This window comes from Paenibacillus sp. FSL P4-0081, assembly GCF_000758565.1.
Lineage (GTDB): Bacteria > Bacillota > Bacilli > Paenibacillales > Paenibacillaceae > Paenibacillus_AQ > Paenibacillus_AQ phytohabitans.
Genome location: NZ_CP009280.1, coordinates 1,807,772 through 1,825,687, shown reverse-complemented (window position 1 = coordinate 1,825,687; position 17,916 = coordinate 1,807,772). Strand labels below are relative to the sequence as shown.

The 17,916-nt window shown below is 50.2% G+C and carries 15 protein-coding genes; 3 read left to right on the top strand and 12 right to left on the bottom strand.

The genetic code is table 11. The features are described 5' to 3' along the window. Positions 1-6 precede the first annotated feature (6 nt). The 3 genes from P40081_RS07905 to P40081_RS07895 all read right to left on the bottom strand — a co-directional run bounded on the left by P40081_RS07905 (position 7) and on the right by P40081_RS07895 (position 2,168). Positions 7-783 carry a hypothetical protein gene (locus P40081_RS07905; RefSeq protein WP_156118558.1) on the bottom strand — a complete coding sequence of 259 codons (777 nt, stop codon included), beginning with the start codon at positions 781-783 and terminating at the stop codon, positions 7-9. 195 nt (positions 784-978) lie between these two features. Next, the gene (gene flgB / locus P40081_RS07900; protein WP_042134558.1) at positions 979-1,389 is read right to left on the bottom strand and encodes a flagellar basal body rod protein FlgB; all 411 of its coding nucleotides are present in this window, start codon (positions 1,387-1,389) and stop codon (positions 979-981) included. A gap of 149 nt (positions 1,390-1,538) precedes the next feature. Next, on the bottom strand, positions 1,539-2,168 hold the full coding sequence (locus P40081_RS07895) for a YfbR-like 5'-deoxynucleotidase (protein ID WP_039301156.1): 630 nt from the start codon (positions 2,166-2,168) through the stop codon (positions 1,539-1,541). Between the two features lie 303 nt (positions 2,169-2,471). Between P40081_RS07895 and P40081_RS07890 the strand changes: the two genes are divergently transcribed. Both P40081_RS07890 and P40081_RS07885 read left to right on the top strand, forming a co-directional pair. After that, on the top strand, positions 2,472-2,690 hold the full coding sequence (locus P40081_RS07890; protein ID WP_042134555.1) for a PspC domain-containing protein: 219 nt from the start codon (positions 2,472-2,474) through the stop codon (positions 2,688-2,690). Between the two features lie 48 nt (positions 2,691-2,738). Continuing rightward, positions 2,739-3,413 (top strand): PspA/IM30 family protein, encoded by a 675-nt coding sequence (locus tag P40081_RS07885; RefSeq protein WP_042134553.1) that lies wholly within the window; start codon positions 2,739-2,741, stop codon positions 3,411-3,413. Between the two features lie 80 nt (positions 3,414-3,493). Here P40081_RS07885 and P40081_RS07880 read toward each other — a convergent pair whose 3' ends face one another. The 7 genes from P40081_RS07880 to P40081_RS07850 form a co-directional block, all read right to left on the bottom strand. Further along, positions 3,494-5,122: a glycoside hydrolase family 13 protein gene (locus P40081_RS07880; protein ID WP_042134551.1), complete on the bottom strand. Its 1,629-nt coding sequence runs from the start codon at positions 5,120-5,122 to the stop codon at positions 3,494-3,496. Positions 5,123-5,127: 5 nt separating this feature from the next. Then, positions 5,128-6,849, bottom strand: a complete 1,722-nt coding sequence (locus tag P40081_RS07875) for a glycoside hydrolase family 66 protein (protein WP_052421715.1) — start codon at positions 6,847-6,849, stop codon at positions 5,128-5,130. Positions 6,850-6,891: 42 nt separating this feature from the next. After that, positions 6,892-8,466 (bottom strand): ABC transporter substrate-binding protein, encoded by a 1,575-nt coding sequence (locus tag P40081_RS07870; protein WP_042134550.1) that lies wholly within the window; start codon positions 8,464-8,466, stop codon positions 6,892-6,894. Between the two features lie 83 nt (positions 8,467-8,549). Further along, on the bottom strand, positions 8,550-9,428 hold the full coding sequence (locus tag P40081_RS07865) for a carbohydrate ABC transporter permease (RefSeq protein ID WP_042134548.1): 879 nt from the start codon (positions 9,426-9,428) through the stop codon (positions 8,550-8,552). 12 nt (positions 9,429-9,440) lie between these two features. Beyond that, entirely contained in the window at positions 9,441-10,370 is a 930-nt protein-coding gene (locus P40081_RS07860) for an ABC transporter permease (protein ID WP_042134547.1), read from the bottom strand. A gap of 75 nt (positions 10,371-10,445) precedes the next feature. Further along, positions 10,446-12,074: a response regulator gene (locus P40081_RS07855; RefSeq protein WP_042134545.1), complete on the bottom strand. Its 1,629-nt coding sequence runs from the start codon at positions 12,072-12,074 to the stop codon at positions 10,446-10,448. A gap of 3 nt (positions 12,075-12,077) precedes the next feature. Continuing rightward, positions 12,078-13,829 carry a cache domain-containing sensor histidine kinase gene (locus tag P40081_RS07850; protein ID WP_042134543.1) on the bottom strand — a complete coding sequence of 584 codons (1,752 nt, stop codon included), beginning with the start codon at positions 13,827-13,829 and terminating at the stop codon, positions 12,078-12,080. Positions 13,830-14,209: 380 nt separating this feature from the next. Between P40081_RS07850 and P40081_RS07845 the strand changes: the two genes are divergently transcribed. Beyond that, positions 14,210-15,214, top strand: coding sequence for a LacI family DNA-binding transcriptional regulator (locus P40081_RS07845; RefSeq protein WP_042134541.1), 1,005 nt, complete (start codon positions 14,210-14,212; stop codon positions 15,212-15,214). A 96-nt stretch (positions 15,215-15,310) separates the two neighbouring features. On the opposite strand, the gene P40081_RS07840 is transcribed toward P40081_RS07845, so the two are convergent. Then, a complete protein-coding gene (locus P40081_RS07840) occupies positions 15,311-16,549 on the bottom strand; it encodes a M20 metallopeptidase family protein (protein ID WP_081969870.1) in 1,239 nt (412 codons plus the stop codon). 5 nt (positions 16,550-16,554) lie between these two features. Further along, positions 16,555-17,892 carry an LLM class flavin-dependent oxidoreductase gene (locus P40081_RS07835; RefSeq protein ID WP_042134539.1) on the bottom strand — a complete coding sequence of 446 codons (1,338 nt, stop codon included), beginning with the start codon at positions 17,890-17,892 and terminating at the stop codon, positions 16,555-16,557. Positions 17,893-17,916 lie beyond the last annotated feature (24 nt).

Sequence of the window (17,916 nt, the reverse complement as noted above, 5' to 3'; positions counted from 1 at the left end):
ATTGAGTCAACGTTCACTGCCGTCTCTCTCCATGTACTCTATTTTCTCCCGGCTGATTCTGTAGAGCTTATCGTCCGGGCCCGGATTGAGGCTGTCACTCGCTGCCACGAACCTTCTATCCGTATCCCGCAGCATATACACTCCGGTTAGAACCTCTCCCCCGGTCAGCTTAATGTTCATTCTGGAGGCCTGGTAATAATTCGCGGCATACCAGCTGTACAGCGGCCGCATCAGCAGTTTGCCGATTATGAAATAGAGTGTAACCATGACCAGCAGCAGGGCATACACTACTGCCCGGTCCTGCCCGTAGACGAAATAGAGGATATCGAACTGATCCGTCATATTCAGGTTATAGGTAACAATGAGCTTACCCATCAGCAGCATGCCGAACAGCAGATAGAAGCCTATGCCAAGCAGCACATGTATCAGCAGAATCCAAGGCCGGTAAGGCGAACTCTGCTTGCGCATACCGGATGTCAGACAATACGTAACGAGCAGTCCTGCGGCAGCCAGCGAAATAAGCAGGGGATTCCTCAGCGGATGAAGAACGTACAGAAGCAAGCCGTTAATTCCGGCAAAGATAAGAATATCCGCCAGTATGGATTTGGTACGCTCTCTGAGGCTGCCCGCCGGAAGCTGAACCGGGGAGCCGCCCTGCAGGAAGTCTACCGTCCACACGATCAGGAGCAGCAAGCTAAACCAGGTTAGTGTAATTGAAAATGGTATCAGATTGAAATACTGCAAGAACGAAACACCATCCTTATTTTTCCTTAACCATAGCATTCCGGCCGTTCTCCCTGCCGTAACATTCGTCTCCTTCATTATTGTTCTGAACACACTTTCACTACTACCGGAGGGTAACCACTTATGCTGTTGCTGGAATCATGCGTTATTGCGTTATTGCTGTCTTTTTCATATAAAATGCAAAAAAAGAGTACAACCGCATCTCGCGCAGCTGACTCTTTTTTGAAGTAACAATTATTTAAGATCCTGCATGAGCGTTCTTATCTTGGAATAATGACCGCTTACCCGATCGGCCAGGTAATTGTACATTAGCTGATTTTCCGCAAGATTCGCCATCTCCATATCCATGTCCACATTATTGCCGTTATTATTCATCGCCGTATGGTTGTTCGTAATCATGCGGTAAGGGATTAAGGGGGCATCCGCATCCTTGATCTGCAGATGTTTGTGATGGGTCTGCTTTATTTCCAGGTCCTCCTGAGTGTCATTCTGGATAGCGCGTCTGAGTTCCTCCTGGAACTCAACGGTTTTCTTCTTGTAGTTGGGGGTGTCTGCATTGGCTATATTCTCGGCTATCGCTCTGTGCCTTACATTGAGTACATTTAATAGGGATTCGTTAATTTTTGAAGAGCTGCTCTGAATCAAAGTTGAACCTCCTTCTCCGTCCATCAAGCTGTATAGTTTAAATTTTAAATAATACCCTTTTATCTTACAATACCATGACCCAAATATAAAGCAGCATCCAGCCTGGCACATATTCATTTATGTATAAGAAAAAAAGAGCCACAGCTCATCTACAGAGCCAGCGCCTCTTCCGTAATTCTTTTAATATCAATGGATGACAATGTTTCTTCATTCACCATATCCGGCAGGATTTCTGCCAGGAAGTAATCCACACATCTCAGCTCAATGTTCTTGATCTTGATCAGGGCATTACGGTACATCACCACAAATTCCTTCTCCGTGTTCCCTCTTTGCAGCTCGGCAAAAGCTTCATATACCTGATCCATCTTGTCGGCAACCTCCAGAATCAAGCCTTCAATCGACTCGTCCTTGCCCTCGCGCAGCTGATGGTAGAAGATGCTTTTGAACTCATCCGGGATATGCTCCTTGATGAAGTTGTCGATCATGCCCTCCTCGACCTGCTGAATCAGCGACCTTAGCTGGAGTGAGGAGTGCTTCACCGGCGTTTTGATGTCCCCGATAAAAATCTCTCCGTAATCATGGCTGCTCGTAATCTCGTACAGCTTCTTCCAGTCGATCACCGCACCGTGTTTCTCTTCAATATCTGCCAGTGTTTTGGCGTATTGTACGACCTTCCAGGAATGGGCCGCTACGCTGTGCTCCTCGAATTTGAATTTGCCCGGACAGCGGATAATGCGTTCCAGTTCATTCAGTGAGCGAAAATACTTGTGAATTCCCATGAGGCCAGTCCTCCCGTATGTTTATGATAGGCTCCGCTAGAGTACAGTTTAATCCTCTAGTATTAACCCCGAATGAACAACAAGACCTCTTTGTGTAAAAAGTCCGTGTATTCCACGATTCATCCGTGATTTCCCGGTCCCTCCCCGTCCTATTGCGGTCAGCATCCCCGACTAAGGTCGGGAACAAAGAACAGTCTGCAGGCTGTTTTGCTGCGCAGGATAAATTCGTACAATACATACATAGACAACGCAGTGAACACGCCGCGAACCGGCGCTCACCATAGAAGAGAGGAAGATATCACTATGACAAAAAAATTAACCCGCTCCGTAACAGACAAGAAGCTCACAGGTTTATGCGGAGGACTGGCACGCTATTTCAACGTTGATACGACCCTTGTAAGATTGCTTGTTGTTGCCGCTACGTTTTTCAGCTTCGGTACTGTTATTTTTCTCTATATCATCGGCAGTCTCATTATCCCTCAGGAATCCTACGGCGGCTTCACTGACGGTTTCGACTACTAATCACTCGTTCCAGAATACCCAACCCTAACTAAAAAGGAGATTATAACCATGAGTATATTCCAAAGAATCACAACGTTAACCAAAGCAGCTATCCACGAGGGACTGAACAAACTGGAAGATCCGATGCTGCTTACCGGACAATATCTGCGGGATCTGGAGGATAAAATCACCGATGCCGAGAGCAAACAGCGTGAATTCAAAGCCGCTGCCAGTGTGCTGGAGCGCCGCATCTATGAATATCAGGTGCTTGCGGAGCGCAGCGAAGCGGAAGCCGTTCAAGCCATGAGCGAAGGCAATGAGCCGGCAGCCCGCGCTGCAGTAATGGCTAAACTGCGCTATACGGAGAGCGGACAGGAATGCACAGCCGGACTGCAGGAGACTCAGGCCACACTCGCCTCGCTTGAGGTTCAACTGGCGAATGTGAAGGAAGAACATAAACGCCTCAAGGCCAAAAGAGCAGAGCTGGCGGAACGTGCCCGCAAAGCGGCAGAGATTAAGCAGGCGGCTCAAGCAAGCGCCTCTGGTTCCCCGGCCGGATGCCGCGGCCAGGTCTTGAACGCCGGCAGCGCATCCCGCGGCTTCGAACGGATGGAGGACAAGATTGCTATGCAGGAAGCCCTTGCTGAGCAATCCGGACTGGCAGCAGCTGCTGCTGCCGCTCCTGAATCTCCGCTGAATAGCGCGGTTGAGGCTGAGCTTGAGCGCCTGCGTAACCACAAATAAGCTGACGGTGTGAGGTCAGCAAGACAACAAAGACAACAAGGATGCCTCCCTTTTCATAAGGGCGCATCCTTGTTTGGTGTCTATGCGAGTATGACAGCAAAAGCTTCGTAAGGCTGTAATTGCAATTGTTTAAAGTCCACATCATCTCTGGGATAGTTGCCGATGATGAACCCGGCCTGACCCAGCTCCTGCAATTCCAGCGTGATTGGCTCCCCGCTGAAGTTGGCCGTCACCAGCCAGGTCTGTCCTTCATAGCGGCGGAAGTACATGAACACTTGATCCGGCACGCCGGTCACCAGTTCGAAATCACCCCATACCACAATCGGGTTGTTCTTCCGCAGTTCAATCAGCTTACGGTAGCAATGGAACACAGAATCCGGGTCCTTCAGATTTGCCTCCATATTAATTTCCTTATAATTCGGATGTACAGGCAGCCATGGCTCTCCGGCTGTAAATCCTGCATTACGGGTAACATCCCATTGCATCGGGGTCCGGGCATTATCTCTTCCCTTCGCATTAATGGAATGAATGATAGCTTCCTTGGCATAGCCTTGACCGATCCGTTCATGATACATATTGATAGCCTCAATATCCTGCGCTTCGCTGATATCCTGAATCGGATAATTAGTCATTCCGAGCTCCTCGCCCTGATAAATGTAAGGCGTGCCCTTCATCAAATGCAGAAGAATGGCGAACATTTTGGCGCTCTGCACACGGTACTGTTTATCATTGCCCCAGCGCGATACAATTCTCGGCAAATCATGATTGTTCCAGAATAGACTGTTCCAGCCCTCGTTCCCCAGCTCGGTCTGCCATTTCGCCAGCACCTGCTTCAATTCGCTTACATCCAGGGGCTTCAGATCCCACTTCTCTCCCCCGTCCTGCTGATCCAGACCGATGTGCTCGAACTGGAACACCATCGACAGCTCCTTGCGGTCCGGATTGGAATAGAGCTTGGCTACTTCCGGAGTCGCCCCCCAGGTCTCTCCCACCGTCAGAACATCATGCGCTCCGAAGGTCTCCCGGTTCATCGCCTGCAGATATTCATGAAGCTTAGGACCATTTCCTGTGATCTCCTGATCGGGAATTTTGCCGACCAGATCAATCACGTCCATGCGGAATCCGCCGACGCCCCTATCCAGCCAGAAATTCATCATGTCCCATACCTCTTGACGGACCTTGCTGTTCTCCCAGTTCAGATCCGGCTGCCTGCGGCTGAATAAGTGCAGAAAGTACTGGCCGCTGACTTCGTCGAGCTCCCAAGCCGATCCGCTGAAGGTTGAACGCAGGGCGTTGGGAACGCCGCCGTTGACCGGGTCACGCCAGATATAATAGTCACGGTACGGGTTATCCCTTCCTTTACGGGCCTCAATGAACCATGGGTGCTCATCCGAGGTATGGTTGACGACCAGATCCATAATAATCCGGATATTGCGCTGCCTGGCCTTCTCGATTAATTCATCCATGTCATCCATGGTTCCGAATTCGGTCATAATATTCTGGTAATCGCTGATATCATAGCCGTTATCGTCATTGGGTGATTTGTATACGGGACTAAGCCAGATTGCGGTAATGCCAAGCTGCTCCAGATAGTCCAGCCTGCTAATAATCCCCCGGAGATCGCCGATTCCATCCCCGTCGCTGTCTTGAAAGCTTCGGGGATATATCTGATAAATTACAGCGGTCTGCCACCATTTCGTATTGTTCAACCCATTCACTCCTGTATGCTAAATTTAACTACAACCATGGACCAGATGCGCAGGGACGGCAAAGTGAATCTGGCCGCAAGTCCTTGCCCGTGCGGAACCACCTCGTAATCCAGGACAATCACTTCCTGGGCCTGATCATCCGGGCTGGCCGTGTAAATGCATTCAATCGGCTGTTCGATTAATAGTGTGCACACTACACCATTTTGAGCTTCAGGCCGCTGTTTCTTGCCATGCTCCCAATAATCATCTTCAAGCCCGGCAAGATTAATCAGCTGCAGGATCTGATAACCCGGCTTGCGCTTAATGATCGTCCAGACAGAATCAATATCTCCGTTCGGTGCAAAAGGCACATTGCCTTCGAAGGTAATCTCGGTGTTAACCCCGGCGGTATAGGTATAAGACACATCTTCCAATTGCGCATCATGTATCAGCACTCCAAAACGCACGATGAAATCATAGTAACGTCTGACCTCAATGGCAAATTCAGGCCGCATCACTGCATAATCGGGATAGTAGGGCATGGTCAGCATTCCATGATCCTCACCCAGCAAGAGGTGATATCCCCCGCTGGCGAATATGGAGGCCATCGTCAGCAGCGCTCCGTTCTCAGCCCATTCCTTGTCATGTCCGGCTTCCGGGTAGAAGGAGGGCAGATAGGCGGAGAGGATCACCGGCTTGTGCGGGTCCAGTGAGCGCGCATTATCTATCAGTCCTTTGAGCTCACGCAACCGGACTACAGGCGGCCATACTTCAATATAAAGCGCCTCCTGATCCGCCGAAGCCGTCTTGTTGATAGGGTAATTGCCCACATTATTGAAAATAACCCCGGCCTCTGCCTTGATTTCCTTTACGGCCGCATGGGTCCGGTTGATCAATGCCGGATAACATTCCGCCAAATCGACCTGTTCTTCTTTCCCCCCGATCCGGCGCACAGCTTTCTTCGGAAAACCATATTGATCCATATGAATTCCGTCGAATCCAGCCTGTACGGCCTGACGGAACTGTTCAACAATATGATCGGTCCAAGGCGAATCCGGTGTAATATCCATAATATAGAACAGATCTATTAATTGAAACGGTTCTCCCTGGCGGTTATACAGTCCCCATTCCGGACGCGCCTGCAAGAAGTCCTTAAGACTTGCATATACCGCTCCATAGGCCAGGGCCGCCATCCCTTTATCGTGTACGGCTGTGACCTTTTCACGGACCACCTTATAGGACATCGTCCGGCCCATCGGATCAATAAATTCATCCTCTTTTGGAACCAGATCATCATGCCGGTACATCCAGTCATAGAACTGTATGACATTCAAGTGGAATTTGTTCATGCTGTCGACGTCACGGGTGTTTCCGGATTCTTCACTCCGGAAATCGCTTAGAAATCCATACCGCGGCGCCCGGCCCCAATGATCGGCAATATCGTATGAGGTATATGCGGTTGAGACTACAGCTTCATTGCAGAGAACTGCAGCCTTGACCCCATAACCCGCCCACTCTGTAGCTTCAGTGAACAAGGGAACGGACACTTTTTGTCTCAAGCCTGGTTCCGTAAGGATGCTAAGTCTTTCTTCAGCAACCTGCTGCTCCAGCTTGTAGAAGCCGACAACCAGCTGCAGGGCCGCTTTCTCCCGGGTCTCCACTTCAATGATAATGCTGCCGGATTGACCGGTTTTGTACTGGGCCTGATCGGGATATATATCTATATGCGTCAATACGCCATTGTCCATATGAATACTCCATTCCATGTAGATTGAGCTTAGCCATTCCGCTTATTTCTTGCCGTTTTCAGCCAGCCAGGCATCCAGCTGCTTTTGCACTTCCGCGAGTACTTTGTCTGCTCCAGCCGCTTTTTGTTTTTCCAGCATTTTAGGAAGAGACTCTTCCGGATCGAGCTGACCGGATTTCAGACCGTCAACAAAGGTTTTGTTGGCGTTGTCGATCGAGATCAATTCATTTTTTACCGGCTCCGGATCGAAGACAAATCCAAAAATCCGCGAAGGATTAGAAGAAACCTGTTCGTTGAACTTCTCGTAGTTCTGGTATTTATCCGGATCCTCGCCTACACGGGTATAGTTGAGCATTTGATTGCCGAGCTGCCACATAATATCGTGATAGTAGCCGACATTATCTGTAGTTTTGCCTTCCGGCAGCGCAATTTGTCCGTCTTTGAGCACATAATGGGTTCCCTCAATCCCGAAGTTGAAGAGAGTCAGCAATTCCTTGTCCTTATAGAAAAGGTTAAGCAGCATCATGGCACGTTCCGGATCTTCAGAGCTTTTTGCAATCGAATACATGGTTGCTGTCATCTTGCCTGTCTGCAAACGGTCAATATTGAGCGGAATTTGCAGCATCTCACGGCCCGCTTTAATCGAACCATTCGGTGATACGGCTGCTTTGCCGATCTCCATATCCGCGATAATATCCATATCAGAGACAAAGGCGAAGCCTTTCCCCGCTTGAATCTTCTTCCAGGCGTCCAGACCAGGTGTCAGTGCATCCTTGTTAATGTATCCTGCCTTGTACCATTTGTTGGTAAGCTTGGCAAGCTCCAGATACCGCGGAGTCGTGTAGGAGTTGATGACTGTATAATCATCTGCCGCTGTTCCCACGGTGTTAATCGCTGCAATACTCACTATAGAATCCAAATTCGTGGATGAATAGTAAGCTTCGAGAGGAAAGCTCGGTGCCACTAAAGGCGTAATCCCCGGTTCGTTCTCCTTGATGGTTTGAAGCATAGGCTCCAGATCCTCAACTTTACCAGACTTCAGTGCAGTCAGATCAAAGTTATATTTGTCCACAAGCTCTTTGTTCAAGTAGACCCCTTGTGCACCGCCCAGCTCCTGGTGGGTATGAATACCGTATAGCTTGCCGCCGCGTTTAGCCGGCCCGTGATAGTCCTTCTCTACAGCTTCGATGTCCGGGCCGTATTTAGCGAGCAGCTCATCCAGCGGCAGCAAGCCTCCCTTGGTCACCTGTTGCTGGAACCCGAGCCAATCCGCCGTAAACAGCAGGTCCATTTTGTCGCCGGAGGCCATCATCAGGTTCGTTTTATCACTCCAGGCACCCCAGTCGATAGGATTCAGCTTGACCTTCATGTTCATTTCCGGATAAGTCTTCTTCAGATAATCATTCATCGCATCCTGTACCCGCTGATTATCATTTTGCGGCGCATCGGGGAATACCATTACAACTTCGTAAGGCTTCAATCCGGAGCTGGCCTCGCTTCCCGGCTGGACTGTGCCCGCCGGTGAATTCGCACCATTATTCCCGCCGCAGCCGGTTACTACAACTGAAGTCAGCACAAGCGATGTCAATACAACAGAACTCTTTTTCAACCACTTCATAAATAGTAGACCTCCCTGGAATCCTTCTGTATTCTTCCTCATCATTCTGAACTTGCTTATACTAATCCGGTCATATACCGGGATCAGCCTTTCACAGCGCCTACGGTAAGTCCTTTGACGAAATACTTCTGCAGAAAAGGGAATACCAGCACCAGCGGTCCGATTGCAATCATCGCCATCGCCATCCGGATGGATTCAAGCGGCGTTGTGACCTGTGCGGTTGAGCTGTAAGCCTTATTGGCAATCGTCTGCAGGAACGAAGCGTTCATTAAGGTTTTGGTCAAAAGATATTGCAGCGAGAACAGCTTCTCATTCTGGATGAAGACCAGGCTTGTAAACCAGTCGTTCCAGTAGGATACGGTGGTGAATAACCCGATTGTGGCCATTACAGGCAAGGACAGCGGCAGAATAATGCTAAAGTATGTCCGGAATTCACCTGCCCCGTCGATCTGAGAGGAATCAATCAGGGAAGGCGGTATGCTGTTCGTGAAGAAGGTCCGCATGATGATAACGTTGAAGCCGCCGATCAGACCCGGAATGATAAGCGCCATCAGCGTATCCTGAATATGCAGGAACCGGGTGTAGACAAGATACCAGGGCAGCAAGCCGCCCGAGAACAGCATCGTGATCAGGATGTAGAAGCTCAGGGCACCTCTAAGCGGAAACTCTTTCCGTGACAATGCATAAGCCATGGCCGAAGTCACAAACAGACTGATGACAACTCCAATGAGCGTTACCGAGGCAGACACACCGTAAGCCCGCAATATTTTCCCGGCATCTTCAAACAGATACTGATATGCGACAAGACTGAATTTGCCGGGCCAGAAGCTGTATCCATTCGCAGTCACCCAGTCTTCATCAGCAACCGAGATCATAAATACAAGCCAGAACGGGATCAGGCAGGCAAGACTGAACAATGACAGGACGATAAGGATAAAGGGATTGGTTCGTTTTTTCTCCATGGTGTTCTCCTTTTAGAACAAAGCATTTTCTTTGCTGAATTTACGGACGGCCAGGTTGACAGTAATGACAAGTGTAAAGCCAACCACCGATTGCAGCAGCCCTGCCGAGGAGGCGAGTCCCGTATCACCGGTAACCATTAACGCCCTGTATACATAGGTATCGATAACATCCGTTGTCTCTTTGATCATGCCGGAGGCCATGGTTGCCTGATAGAACAGACCGAAGTCAGCGTTAAATATCCGGCCGATCGCCAGCAGTGTCATGATGATAATGATCGGTGCAATCAGCGGAATTGTAATTTTCGTCATTTGCTTCAAGCGTGTGGCCCCGTCAATGACGGCTGCTTCATAATATTCAGAATCTATTCCGACAATGGCTGCCAGATAGACGACGGCCGAGTAACCCACACCCTTCCAGGTGTTAACAAGGGTCAGGATATAAGGCCAATGCTCTGCTTCCGCATACCAGTTTCTAGGATCTATCCCGAAGGGCTCCAGAATGAATCTGTTGATGAATCCCAGCTCCGGATTCAGAAATCCATAGACGATATAGCCGACAATGACCATGGAAATGAAATTGGGCAGGATTACTGTGCTCTGAAAGAACTTGGAGGCGAACTTATTTTTGACCTCGTTAAGGAGAAGTGCCAGCATCACAGCGAGTATCGTATTGATGATCAGGAAGCTAAGGTTGTACAGCAAGGTATTCCTGATGATCAGCCAAGCGTCGTTCGAAGCAAACAGAAACTTAAAGTTGTCCAGTCCGATCCATTTGCTGCCCCATATTCCTGCCGTATAATTCAGGTCCTTGAAGGCCAGGAAAATACCGAACATGGGCAGGTAGTTATTGATCAGCATCAGCAGCACACCAGGCAGAGCCAGCACGACCAAGGCCCTGTACTTCCATATGCTTTTCCATTTTGAGTTGCTTTCCGAAGCCATAGTTCCACACCTTCTTATTGGGTTATGGCTTCATTATAAGGAGTTGCCTGCAGCTGCTCTGCCGTTTTTATAACCTTAGTCTATTCGTTTTGTGACCTTGCGGTATTCCTGTGGATTGACGTTGAACTGCTTGCGGAACATTTTGGTAAAATGAGAGAAATTGCTGTAGCCTACCTGCTGCGCGATTGCGCTGACCGGCATATCCGTGGTGTCCAGAAGCTCGCGGGTGCGGTCCAGCTTCACTGAAATCAGGAAATCGATAAGGATCTGGCCGGTCTCTTTCTTGAACAGCCTGGAGAGGTAAGCCGGGTTCAAGCCCACATAATCAGCGACACTGGCCCTGGAGATCTCTTCCTCCACATGCTGCTGAATGTAGCGGATGGACCGCTCAATCACACCGCCCTTCTCCTGCCGCTCGAATTCCGCCTCCATGACCGCCGATACGATCCCTTCCGCCCAATGCCTGTATTGAAGCAGTCCCCGTATCCTAGCGGTTGTCCAGTCTGTAAACAGGACTATGCTTCCCGCATTGATTCCTCTTACCTGCAGGAAGTGGTAGATAATCTGCAGGGTATCCTGATGCAGGGCGTCCAGATGTCTTCCCTGAAAGCAAGGATTGGCTTCCAGCTTCTCTGCCAGATTATGAATGAACTGCACAGCGGACTCACGTTTGCCGTTCAGCATATAAGAGATCAGATCATCCAGCAGGATATCCTCCGAATTAGAATCAGGTGATAATAATATCTGGTCCTGCGGTAAGTATAAGAGTACGGATTGGGTCCGGGAGATATTGTCACGCTCCATGATCTTTAGACTTTCGCACATTCCCGGCAGCTCCTGCAGGGGTTTGAACGAGCCGACATAGCAGGTTACGATGCTGTAGAACAACTCCTGGCAAGCTTTGATAAAACGTTTACCTATGGCCGTGAGCTGCTGAATGCTAACCTTCTTAGCTGCATGCTCTCCCTCCACACCTCCGGCATACAGCAGAATGAACAAAACTCCGCTTTTATCGGTGACGGCCTCCCCCGGATGCTCTTCTGTGAAACATTCCTCCGCTGCTTTCTTCACCGCATATTCCATGATTTCCTGATCACGCGGGCTGAGCGGTTTGGACCACTCCTCAATGCTGATCAGAATCGGAAGTACCTGATCCTCAGGATTCAACCCTATCCCCGCACCCGCCAGCTCCCTATCAAAGAAATCCCCGAACGACAGGATGCTGCGGGACAACAAATCCTGCCAGAAACGTTCCACACGCTTCGGCTTTTCTTGTTGCCACAGATTCAGATACTTATGATACATTTGGTTATAGGACTCATACTCTTCCTTCTCGCGGATAGCAGCCATCATTCCCGATACGGCAGACAACAGCTCATCCGTGTCAACAGGCTTCAGCAAGTAATCAAAGCTCCCGAGGTTAACAGCTTTCTTGGCATAGGAGAATTCGGAATGGCAGGTCAGAAAAATCGATTCCGTCCAGGGAGAGTGCTCCCTCACCCAGCCAACCAGGGAAAGTCCGTCTTCATCCGGCATTTCAATATCGCAAACCAGCAATTCTATTCTGTGATTATTCAGCAGCTCCCTTGCCTTGTCGGCCCTGTTCGCCGTCAAGACCTCTTCAATCCCATACGCCTTCCAGTCGCAGCAGTAGAGCAGCCCCTCCACAGCGAATTGTTCATCATCTACAATCAATAATCGCATCTCTCAATGTTCTCCTTCTGTATATTCAATAGGCAGGCTAAGCCGCACACGGAATCCGGCCGGCTGATTGTTGCTGAAGTGAATTTCGGCTCTCCCCTGATAGATCATCGCCAGCCTTTGTTTCACATTCCAGATCCCGATATGCCCTTCATCTGTGGCCGGGTTGTAATCCGGCGAATTCAGCACCCGCAGCTTCTCTGCACTGCTGCCTTTTCCGTTATCCGCGATTTCAATGATCATGGTACCGGCTGCTTCTGCTGAGAGACCAGCCGAAATCTCCAGATGAAAGATCCCGGCTTTCAGACTTATGCCGTGAAGCATGGCATTTTCTACAAAGGGCTGTACCATCAAGGAGGGTATGGAGGCACGGCTAAGCTCTTCGGCTATGGTGATCTGAAACTCAAACGACTGCTGGTAGCGCAACTTTTGAATTTCCAGGTAATTGCGGAGATGTTCAAGCTCTTGACCCAAAGTAATGCGGTTATCCTTGACCTGAAGCATAAAGCGGAAATACTGCACCAGATGCCGTACTGTCTTTTTGACCAATTCGAAACGTTTCAGATCGGCAAGCTGAAAAATAATATTGAGCGTGTTCAAGAAGAAGTGCGGATTAATTTGCATTTGCAAATGCTTCATTTCAGCTTTTTGCGCATTGATCCGTTCCTCATAGATATCAATTCTCAGATCTTGAATTTCTACAACCATATTATTAAAGGCCTGATTCAGCGCCTGGAACTCCACCAGGTTAGAATCGGGAAGCTTGGTTTCCATGGCGCCGTTGCGAATCCGGTGAATGCCGCTCAGCAGATCCAGAATCGGGCGGATGACCATACGGCGGAAATAATATAAGTAAACCAGTAAAATGAGCAAAATAATAAAGGGCAGTACATTAATAATCGTCTGGAAGGTATTGAGTCCCTGGAGCAGCTCGGAAGCGGGGATGACCACAGACAGATTGATTCCCAGGGCGGATGACTGGCTGGACACCACAAACCACTTCAGGCCATCATGTGTAAAAGAAAAGGAAGAATTCAGATTCATCTTCTCACCCGGCAGCTTGAAGTCGTAGCCCATGGATGCCGAAGGACGGGTTAAGATATTCCCTGCATTATCCACAATAAGCACATCACCGCCCGATTGCAGGTTCAGATTGCCCAGCGGTGAACGCATAGAGTCGATTCGGATCAGAGCGCCAATGCAGGCGGTATTGCCCAGATTATTGCTGACGGTCCGGTTTAAATAGTAATCTCCGGCAATTTTAACGATCGTCCATTTGTACTGAAGCGGCTCCAGATGATCTTCATTTTGAACGTTTCTCGTAATCCAATCTCTTATCCGGTCCATATCATCCTCTGTCGTTCCTAATACATTGGATAGTGTCAAGGTATCATTAACGCCGGAGTACAGATAAAACATGTCCACACTATGGTAATAGGCCTGGTAGGCCTGATTTCTCTGCATAATCCCCATACGGGCAAAATAATATTCGGATTCTGTCAGCCCCGGCTGGTTCAATTGAAGAAAATTCACATCATGATCAACAATATCGACCAGATTAATTGTTATGTCCTCCAGACTGCTCTCCATCATCTCAAGATTGGAGTTGACCAGATTCTGATATGATCTGGATACCTGGTCGAGCACAATTCCCTTGGCATAATATCCCCCGGCAAAAAGAACGGCGAGGAGCGGAATCGTTATTGCAGCAGACAGCTGAATCAGTTTTACACCCAGTGAGTTTTTCCTGTTTTTCATAATGCTCCTTTCTATAACTTAACATAAGAAAGAGTCACCTCAGTGACCCTTATCCTATGAATTTTTTTCACAAGAATTGTTTTTCTTTTAACGTAAACGTTTACTCAAATATGCAAAAAACATACCTTTATAAGATCTTCCCCACCTCCTCCAAAAAAATCTATGGTGTGAATTTATACGTTCACTTGAATGTAAGTTATGTATTTTTGTACCTACAATCCTAAATCCCCATTACGTAAACGCTTACTATAAAAGTTATCTCGTTTATTTTTCCTTGTCAATGCTTATTTTACATAATGTTTAATTCCGGTTGACAAAGAAAAAGCAAGAACTTATATTTTCAGTAAGCGTTTACTGCTAAACGACAGGTAGGAGAGTCTATGAATCCCACAATTAAAGATGTTGCCCAAAAGGCGAACGTATCCATTGCCACCGTCTCAAGGGTTCTGCATAACTTAGGCGGATATTCAGATAAAACGAAGCAAAAGGTAGATCAGACCATCAAAGAGCTTAAATATCAGCCAAACGCTATCGCCCGCGGACTGATTAACAAGCGTACCCAAACCATCGGCGTGTTATTTCCTGATGTGTCGAGCACCTTCTCCTCCGATCTGCTCCACGGAATCGACGAATTCGTCCATGACCGCAATTACAGTGTGATGGTCTGTAACACCGATCAGGACGGCAAACGTACGCTGAAGTATTTGCAGCTGCTGCGCGAGAAGCAGGTTGACGGGATTATTTTTTCCAGTGAAGTGCTCAAGAAAGAATATTATGACATGCTGGAGAGCATGAAAGTTCCAGTGGTGCTGGTCTCTTCCCAAACGGATTTTGCCAACGTACCTTATGTGAAGGTCGATGATTATCAGGCGGCCTATGACGCTGTCCATTATCTGATCACCAAAGGCCACCGCAGAATCGGCATGATCAGCGGAACCAAGGGCGATCCCATCGCCGGAACTCCACGGATCGAAGGATACCGCAAAGCGCTGGAAGCACAAGGTATCGCCTTTGATAGCCGTTACCTCGTATATGGAGACTTTTCATACGAAAGCGGCTGTAGAGCCATGGAAGCCATATTACGGAGAACACCGGAGGTTACTGCTGTCTTCGCGGCCAGTGACGAAATGGCGATTGGTGCCCTTTCCACCGTTACGAAGCATGGAATGAATGTGCCTGAAGATATCTCCATCATGGGATACGACGATCTCCGGTTAGCCCGGATGGTCAATCCGCCATTGACTACCGTGCGCCAGCCGCTATATGACATTGGAATGATCGCTTCCGAGAAGCTGATCGGCATGATTGAAACAGGGGAGCCTGCGAAGAGTCAAATCTGTACCCACTCCATTGTGGAAAGGCAATCCGTTCGGGCAATTACCTGACCAAGGACATGTAACCCGTTCTTTCGGAAAAATAAAAAGGCTGCCCCTAACGCCGTATTGGCGAAAGGAGCAGCCTTTTTCCTGTATATACCTGATTTAATCTCTCTCGACAGCAAGCCTCACCAATACTCTGGCGCCCTGTACCAGCACAGCCTCATCAATGTTGAACCGGGGCTGGTGTAGCGCATGGGTTATCCCCCGTTCCGCATTGCCGCAGCCGATAAAGGCAAACGCCCCGGGCACCTGATCGAGATACCAGCCGAAATCTTCCCCGGCCAGGCTCGGCTGCTCCAGCAGATACGCCTGCTCATCTCCCAGCACCTTGCGCGCTGCGCCGAGCATCTGCTGAACGGCCAAGCCGTCGTTCACCACGGCAATGCCTTCGCGCAGCTCCAGGCTGCTGCTGCCGCCATAAGCCGAGGCTATCGCTGCAGCGTGGCGCTTCAGTCCTTCCGTAATCCGGCTGACGGTTGATTTCGTGAAGGCTCTGAAGGTGCCGGTCAGCTCACTGTGCTCAGCAATGACATTGATTGCTGTTCCAGCACGCAGTGTGCCGAAGGCCAGCACCGCCGCTTCCGACGGATTGATCCCACTCGCCATCAGCCCGTTCACCTCGGTAACAAACCGTGCCGCCATCTGTATAGCATCTACCGCTTCATGCGGCGCACTGTGATGTCCGGCGGTGCCCCGGAATTTCACGGTGAAATGGCTGGAAGCCGCCATGGCATACCGGGGATGAATGCCCAGCGTACCAACGGCAAGCTCCGGCATCACATGCAGCGCATAACACTGGTCCACACCTTCCAGAATGCCGTCTTCGATCATATCCCTGCCGCCGGAGAGCAGGCGCCCGTCCAGCGGACTGCGGCTTGCTCCTTCTTCCGCCGGCTGAAAGACAAAGATCACCGTGCCGCTCAGCTGATGGCGGAATGCCGCCAGGGTCTGCGCGGCCCCGAGCAGCATCGCCGTATGGGTATCATGCCCGCAGGCATGCATTACACCGGGATTCCTGGACTTATAGTCCAGCTCATTCAGCTCACTAATCGGCAGCGCGTCCATATCCGCCCGCAGCAGAATCACCGGCCCACTCCCTGCCGTTCCCCGCAGCGTCCCGGTGACTCCCATCCCGAAATGCCGGCCCACATTCCGCCGCACCTCAATGCCCCATGATTCGAGGAGTTCGGCAACCTTGCCGGAAGTGCGGGCCACATCGTAGAGCAGCTCCGGATGGCTGTGCAGATCACGGCGGATCGCGATCAGCTCCGCCTCCAGCCCGCCGGCATACTTCATCATGGCTTCAAGATCCGGTTTCAGACGGTCTGCACCGGACTGCATTTGCGTCACACCTGCCCTGCCGGTTCAGAAGCCTTAGAATAACGGTTCGCCGGAACTGGCAGTCCGAGATTACCCCGCAGCGTATCGCTTTCGTATTCGGTGCGGAACAGTCCGCGTTCCTGCAGAATCGGAACGACCTGATCCACAAATTCCTCCAGTCCGTTCGGCACGGCGGCTGCCAGCATGAAGCCGTCGGCTGCTCCGGCCTCGAACCAGGTCTGAATCTGATCAGCCACCTGCTCCGGCGTGCCGATGAAGCTGCTGCGAGGCGTAGCAGACTGCAAGGCTACCTGCCGCAGAGTTAAGCCCTGTTCTTTGGCATCCTTTTTGATTTTGTCCGTACCGCTCTGGAAGCTGTTCCGGCCCAGATCACCGACATCCGGGAAGGGCTCATCCAGCGGATACTGCGAGAAATCATGATGCTCGAAGAATCTGCCCAGATAGTTCAGCGCATTCTCGATCGTCACCAGACCGGCAACCTCCTGGTATTTGCGTTCCGCTTCCTCAGGGGTAGCTCCCAGAATCGGTGCTATTCCAGGGAAGATCAGCACTTCTTCGGGATTGCGCCCAAACGAAGCTACGCGGGTTTTCACATCCTTATAGAATTCCTGGGCAGACTCCAGCGTGTCATGACCCGTGAAGACGGCATCCGCTACGCTCGAGGCATAATCTTTGCCGACCTCTGAGGACCCTGCCTGGAAAATAACCGGCTGCCCCTGCTTCGAGCGGGCGATATTCAGTGGCCCCTTCACTGAGAAGAATTCACCCTGGTGATCCAGCGTATGCACTTTCTCCGGATCGAAGAAGACGCCCGTCTCCTTATTGCGGACAAACGCATCATCCTCCCAGGAATCCCACAGCCCGCGCGCTACCTCCAGATATTCGGCGGCAATGCGGTACCGCTTGCCATGATCGGGATGCTCCTTCTTGCTGTAGTTAAGAGCTGAGCCTTCAAGCGGTGAGGTCACCACATTCCAGCCGGCCCGTCCGCCGCTGATGACATCCAGCGAGCCAAATTGCCGGGCCACAGTAAACGGTTCGCTGTAGGAGGTAGACAAGGTACCTACCAGACCAATGCGGCTGCTGACCGCCGCCAGTGCACTAAGAATCGTTAGCGGCTCGAAGCGGTTGAGGAAATGAGGGATCGACTTCTCATTGATGAACAGACCATCTGCAATGAAGATCAGATCCAGCTTGCCTTCCTCTGCTTTGCGCACCCATTCCTTGTATAACTCAAAGTTCACACTGGCATCAGGCTTCGCATCGGGATGACGCCACATGGAGGTGCTTCCTCCAACCCCGTGCAGCAGTGCCCCCAGCTTCAATTGTCTCGGTTTAGTCATGTTCATTCCTCCTCAAGGTTGTGT